This is a genomic window from Massilia sp. CT11-108 (genome assembly GCF_047302915.1).
Lineage (GTDB): Bacteria > Pseudomonadota > Gammaproteobacteria > Burkholderiales > Burkholderiaceae_D > Telluria > Telluria orientalis.
In genome coordinates, this window is record NZ_JBKYMO010000020.1 from 23,314 (window position 1) to 29,617 (window position 6,304).

Here is a 6,304-nt window from a genome sequence, read left to right on the forward strand (position 1 = left end):
ATGTGGAACCTGCTGTCAGTACTACTGGCGGTCGGCCTGCTGACGGTGATGATCGCGTGGGGCAAGATTCAGCCGCTCCTCGCGTTCGTCGTCGCAGCCATCGTCGCCGCATTGATGCTCGGGATGCCTGCCGCGAAGATCCCGGGCGCCATCGAAAAGGGGATCGGTGACCTGCTCGGGTCCCTGGTCGTCGTGATCTGCCTGGGCGCCGTGTTCGGCAAGCTGATCGCCGACAGCGGCGCGGCCCGGCGCATCGCCATCAGCCTCGTCGACCGGCTCGGCATGGCGCGGATCCCGGTGGCGATGACCGTCACCGGCTTCGTCGTCGGCATGCCGCTGTACTACAACGTCGGCTTCGTGCTGATGATCCCGCTGATCTTCTCGCTCGTGTACCAGTCCGGCCGTCCGGCCGTGGCGCTGGGCATGCCGCTGCTGGCGGGCCTGTCGATCGCGCACGGCTTCCTGCCGCCGCACCCGTCCGCGACGGCGCTCGTCGTCGCCGTGCACGCGGACATGGGCAAGACGCTGCTGTATGGCCTCGTCGTCGCGATCCCCACGCTGATCATCGCGGGGCCGATCTTCGCCATGTCGCTGAAACACATCCGCGGCGAGCCTGCGCCGATGTTCCGCACCGCGCAGCAGGCGATTCCCGACAGCGAGCTGCCGGGCACCTTCAACAGCTTCTTCACCGCGTTGCTGCCGGTCGTGCTGCTGGGCGCCCTCACGCTCGTCACCTTGATCCGCCCGGACCTGTCCAAGCCGCTCGCGTTTCTATCCAGTCCGCTCGTCGTGATGCTGCTGTCGTACGCCGTCGGGGTCGTGACGCTGGGTATCGGCCGCGGCCAGCCGTTTTCGAAAGTGACGGACAGCGCCGCGGGCGCCCTGCGCGAGATCTCGCCGATCCTGATGATCATCGCCGGTGCCGGTGGCCTGAAGCAGGTGCTGATCGATTCCGGCGTCAGCGCGGAACTGGGCACGCAGCTCGCGCACATGCCCGTGCATCCGCTTCTGCTCGGCTGGGCCGTGGCGACGCTGATCCGCGTGTGCCTGGGCTCCGCCACGGTGGCCGGCATCACGGCGGCCGGCGTCGTCGGGCCGCTCGTGGAAAGCTCCGGCGTCGACCCGAACCTGATGGTCCTGGCCGTCGGTGCCGGGAGCCTGATGTTCAGTCACGTGAACGATTCAGGCTTCTGGATGTTCAAGGAATACTTCGGCCTGTCGCTGAAGGATACGTTCCGCTCATGGACGATGATGGAGACCCTCGTCGGCGTGTTCGGACTGCTGTTCGTGATGTTGTTGTCGCTGTTCGTCACTCAAGGATAACTATAAATGAAGACTACGCTTTCAACGATTCCTGCCGCATTGGCGCTGGCGTTCGTACTCGCCACGCCCGCATCCGCCGCCTCCGTATCGGCTTTCCAGACCATGCCGGAAGATCCGCGCGCCGTCGTCGTGCACGCGAAGGGTGACGGCAAAACGGACGACACCGCCGCCATCCAGCAGGCCATCGACGCCGCCGCCAACAAGGGCGAAGGCGGCGTCGTGTTCCTGCCGTCGGGCCGCTACCGCATCACGAAGAGCATCCTGATCCCGCTCGCCGTGCGCGTGTACGGCGTGGGCGCGACGCGTCCCGTGTTCGTGCTGGCGCCGAAGACGCCGGGCTTCCAGCAGGGCGTCGCCAACATGGTGATCTTCACCGGCGGCGACCAGTACACGGTGGGCAAGGTGCCGATGCCCGTCGCGGGCGCCGTCGGCGCGGACAAGGACGTGCGCGACGCGAACTCCGCAACCTTCTATTCCGTGCTGTCGAACGTCGACTTCGAGATCGGCGACGGCAACCCGGCCGCCACCGGCGTGCGCATGCACACGGCGCAGCACTCGAACCTGTCGCACATCGATTTCCATATCGGCAGCGGCCTCGCCGGCGTCTACCACGTCGGGAACATCGCGTACGACCTGAAATTCCACGGCGGCCGCTACGGCATCCTGGCCGAAAAGACGTCGCCCGCCTGGCAGTTCACGCTCGTCGACGCGACGTTCGACGGCCAGCGCGACGCCGCCATCCGCGAGCACGAGGCCGGGCTCACGCTGGACAACGTCGACATCCGCGACACCCCGGTCGGCATCGACATCGACCGCGGCTACGGCGACTGGCTGTATGCGAAGAACGTCCGCTTCGAGAACGTCGCAAAGGCCGCCGTCGTCATCAGCAACGAGGACAACGTCTACACGCAGATCGCGTTCGACCACGCCAGCGCGAAGAACGTGCCGACCTTCGCGAAGTTCCGCGACAGCGGCAAGACCCTCGCGGGCGCCGGCCGCGCGTACGAGGTCACGGAACTCAACTACGGCATGAAGCTCGATCAATTGGGCACACCGGGCCGCTTCACGACCAACTACAAGACGGCGCCTTTGAGCGCCAAGGTCACGCCGCAGCGTGTGCTGAAAGCGCTGCCGCCGTCGAAAGAATGGGCCAACGTGCACAAATTCGGCGCGAAGGGCGACGGCCGCGCGGACGACACGGCCGCGATCCAGAAAGCCATCGACAGCAACCGCGTCGTGTACCTGCCGCAGGGCTTCTACATGGTCAACGACACGATCCGCATGAAGCCGGACACCGTGATCGTCGGCCTGCACCCGGGCCTGACGCAGCTCGTGCTGCCGAATGGCTCGCCGCTGTTCCAGGGCGTCGACACGCCGAAGGCGCTGCTGGAAAGCGCGCGCGGCGGCGCCGGCATCGTGTCCGGCATCGGCCTCGCGACCGGTGAGGTCAACAACCGCGCCGTTGCGCTGCTGTGGCGCGCGGGCGAGCAGTCGCTGGTCGACGACGTGCGCATCCAGGGCGGCCACGGCACGCGCCTGTACGACGGCACGCGCGCCGATCCGTACAAGAAGACGGAGCGGTGGGATACGACCGCCTGGTGGGACCGCCAGTACCCGAGCGTCTGGGTGACGGACGGCGGCGGCGGCACGTTCACCGGCATCTGGTCGCCGAGCGGCTATGCGCAGGCGGGCTTCTACGTGACGAACACGAAGACGCCGGGCCGCGTGTACGAACTCTCGGCCGAGCACCACATCCGCAACGAGATCGTGCTGGACGGCGTGGAGAACTGGTCATTCTATGCACCGCAGACCGAAGAAGAAGTCCGCGACGGCATGGATTCCGTGTCGCTCGATATCCGCAACTCGAAGAATATCCTGATCGCGAACTACCACGGCTACCGCGTCACCCGCTCCATCAAGCCGGCGGTGACGGCCGTGCGCATCGCGAATTCCAGCGACATCCGCTTCCGCAACGTGCACGTGAACGGCGAAAGCGGCTTCGCCACCTGCGACGAGAACGGCTGCACGACGTATGCGCGCGCGTCGAAGTACCCGTACGAGAACGCCATCACCGACGTCACGCACAACATCCAGGTGCGCGAGCGGGAATTTGCGATCCTCGACTACACGGGCAAGCAGACGGCCGCGCCGGCACCGCTGGGCAAGGTCGAGAAGGTCGCGGACGGCTTTTATTCCATCGCCGGCGCGGCCGTCGACGCCAACGGCAAGCTGTACTTCATCGATCGCCACTTCAAGCGCGTCCACGCATGGAGCCATGACCGCGGCCTGGAGATCGTGCGCGACACGCCGCTCGACCCGATCAACCTCGCCATCGACCGCAGCGGCAACGTGATGGTCGTATCGCACTACGGCGCGAGCGCGAGCGTGTATGCGTTCAAGCCGGACGTGCCGCCGACGCCGGAAGGCTACACGATGATCAAGCCGACGGCGGTCGCAGCGCGTGCGGATGCGCGTGTGGCCATTCCCGTCAACTTCTGGCAGAACGGCGAGTTCCAGGACCAGATCGATCCGAAGACCTACGAGTTCACCACCTTGAGCGAGATGTTCGCGCGCGACGTGGCGAAGCCGAAGGCGCAGGAATACGTGTCGCCGGACGGCAGCCTCGTGCTCCCGGCATGGCGCGTGACGCGCCAGGGCCCGACGGACCACCTGGGCTACCGCTGGTCCGACACGCTGGACACGCACGGCTTTACCAGCGCCCGCGTGGGCGAGCGCGTGATCTTCACGAACGGTTCCGAGAACCGCACGTTCAGCGGTCTCGTGGGCCAGGGCGGCGCCATCACGGACCTGAAGCAGGTCGCCGACCGCGGCGGCGAAAGCGCGACCTTGGGCCCGGACGGCAATGTCTATGTCGCCAACGGCCAGGTGTTCATCTATGGTCCGGACGGCAAGGAACGGGGCCGCATCGACGTGCCGGAGCGTCCGCTCCAGCTGATCTTCGGCGGCGCCGACAAGCGCACGCTGTTCATCCTCACGCACCACAGCCTGTACACGAGCCATGTCGACTAAGCGCCTTTGTGTGGCGATGCTGCTGGCGCTGGGCTGCGCCGGCAGCGCCTGTGCCCAGCAGGCCGTTCAATTGTGGCCCGACGGCGCGCCCGGTTCCGAAAAGCGTCACGGCGAGCCCGAGAAGCTGACGGACGGGGCGTACGTCAGCAACGTGCACGACCCGTCGCTGACGGTGCTGCGCGCCGACCCGCGCCATGCGAACGGCGCGGCGATCGTCGTCGTGCCGGGTGGCGGGCATCGCATGCTCGTGTTCCAGAACGAGGGCGTCGTCGCGGGCAAGCTGCTGAACCGCATGGGCGTGACGGCCTTCGTATTGAAATACCGGCTGGCGCGCGATCCGGATTCCGCCGGCTACAGCATCGAAGGCGACGGCGCGGCCGACCTGCGGCGCGCCGTGCGCTGGGTGCGCGCGCATGCGGGGGAATACGGCATCGACCCGCAGCGCGTGGGCATCATGGGCTTCTCGGCGGGCGGCGAACTCGTGTCGCTTGTCGCCGACAATCCGGAGCCCGCGCCGCGCGGCAAGACGGATGCGCTGGACCGCCAGAGCGCGCGCCCGGACTTCCAGGTGCTCGTGTATCCCGGGCCGCTGGGCTCTCCCGCGAAGGCCGTGGACGGTGCGCCGCCCGCGTTCCTCGTCGCGGGCTCGCGCGACACGTGCTGCATGCCGCCCACCATCACCCTGTACCAGCAGCTCGTGAAGGCCGGCGTGTCGGCCGAGCTGCACCTGTACGCGGACACGGACCACGCCTTCAACGTGGGCCAGCGCGGCGAACGCATCTCGCTGCAGCACTGGCCGGATCGCCTGGCGGACTGGCTCGCCGACGGCGGCTGGCTCATCCCGCGCAGTATCGGGAGTCATTCGCGCAAGCCGGAAGGCGTGCCCGCACCTTGAAAGGATCCATATGAAACGTATCGCATCGGCGCTGGCCGTGGCCCTGCTGGCCACGCCGGCCGCGTGGGCGGCGGACGTCCAGTACAAGCTGCTCGTACTGGCCATCCCCAACAAGTACCACTACGAATACATCCCGATCGCGCGCGAGAGCCTGGAAAAGCTGGCGAAGCTGCACGCGTTCGACTTCACGTACACGAACAAGCCCGAGGCGTTCGACGGCGATTTGAAGCAGTACGCGGCCGTCGTCTTCCTCAACACGCCGGGCGAGGAACTGAACCCGGCGCAGCGCGCGAAGTTCGAGGCCTACATGCGTGACGGCGGCAATGCCGTCGTCGTGCACCGCGCTGCCATCACGCCGCCGAACGGGTGGGTATGGTACGAGAAGCTCGTCGGCCGCTCGTTCAAGACGCACCCGATGCTGCAGACGGGCGCCGTCGACGTCGTCGATAAAACGTTCCCGGCGACCTTCGGCATCCCGCCGCGCTGGATCTGGAGCGACGAGTGGTACGAGACGACGAACCCGTACAAGGTCGCCATCCACCCCGTGCTGAACATCGACGAATCCAGCTACGACGTCACGAAGATCTGGCCCGGCCAGGTGTCGACGGGCATGGGCCGTGACCACCCGGTGTCGTGGTACCACACGGTCGAGAAGGGCCGCGTGTTCGTCACGCTGCTGGGCCACAACGGCGACATGTACCGCGACCCACAATATCTCGCGCACCTGATGGGCGGGATCTGGTGGGCAGCGACGGGCCGGGGCCAGCAGCGCTGAAAATTCGGGGCAGAAAATTCGGGGTCAGAGCACATTTCCGACCATATTCGGGGTCAGAGCACATTCCGGGTCAATGTCCGGGTGAACAGTGCTTCTCCTAGATTGGAGCAATCGGGACGCCATTCACGCCGGTCAACACGCCGGAGCTGGCTGAAGCTCCGAAAGATCTTGCTTTGAAGATTGTGTCTCAAAAAGTGCTCTGACCCTGAGCCTTCCCCTCAAATTTTGCTCAGATGTCATAGGTAAGCATCATGGAAGTCAGCTCTGACGATGCGTCGGCA

General features: G+C 66.4%; 4 protein-coding genes. All 4 read left to right on the forward strand.

Annotation, left to right across the window (positions count from 1 at the left end; genetic code table 11):
- Genes ACEN88_RS04035 through ACEN88_RS04050 form a run of 4 tightly spaced genes read left to right on the forward strand, consistent with a single transcriptional unit; the run spans position 1 to position 6,023 of the window.
- Complete coding sequence (locus ACEN88_RS04035) at positions 1 to 1,323, forward strand: gluconate:H+ symporter (RefSeq protein WP_413337514.1); 1,323 nt, start codon at positions 1 to 3, stop codon at positions 1,321 to 1,323.
- A 6-nt stretch (positions 1,324 to 1,329) separates the two neighbouring features.
- Positions 1,330 to 4,353: a glycosyl hydrolase family 28-related protein gene (locus tag ACEN88_RS04040; protein ID WP_413337515.1), complete on the forward strand. Its 3,024-nt coding sequence runs from the start codon at positions 1,330 to 1,332 to the stop codon at positions 4,351 to 4,353.
- A complete protein-coding gene (locus ACEN88_RS04045) occupies positions 4,343 to 5,248 on the forward strand; it encodes an alpha/beta hydrolase (RefSeq protein WP_413337516.1) in 906 nt (301 codons plus the stop codon). Before ACEN88_RS04040 ends, ACEN88_RS04045 begins: the two co-directional genes overlap by 11 nt.
- 10 nt (positions 5,249 to 5,258) lie before the next feature.
- Complete coding sequence (locus tag ACEN88_RS04050) at positions 5,259 to 6,023, forward strand: ThuA domain-containing protein (RefSeq protein ID WP_413337517.1); 765 nt, start codon at positions 5,259 to 5,261, stop codon at positions 6,021 to 6,023.
- Positions 6,024 to 6,304 lie beyond the last annotated feature (281 nt).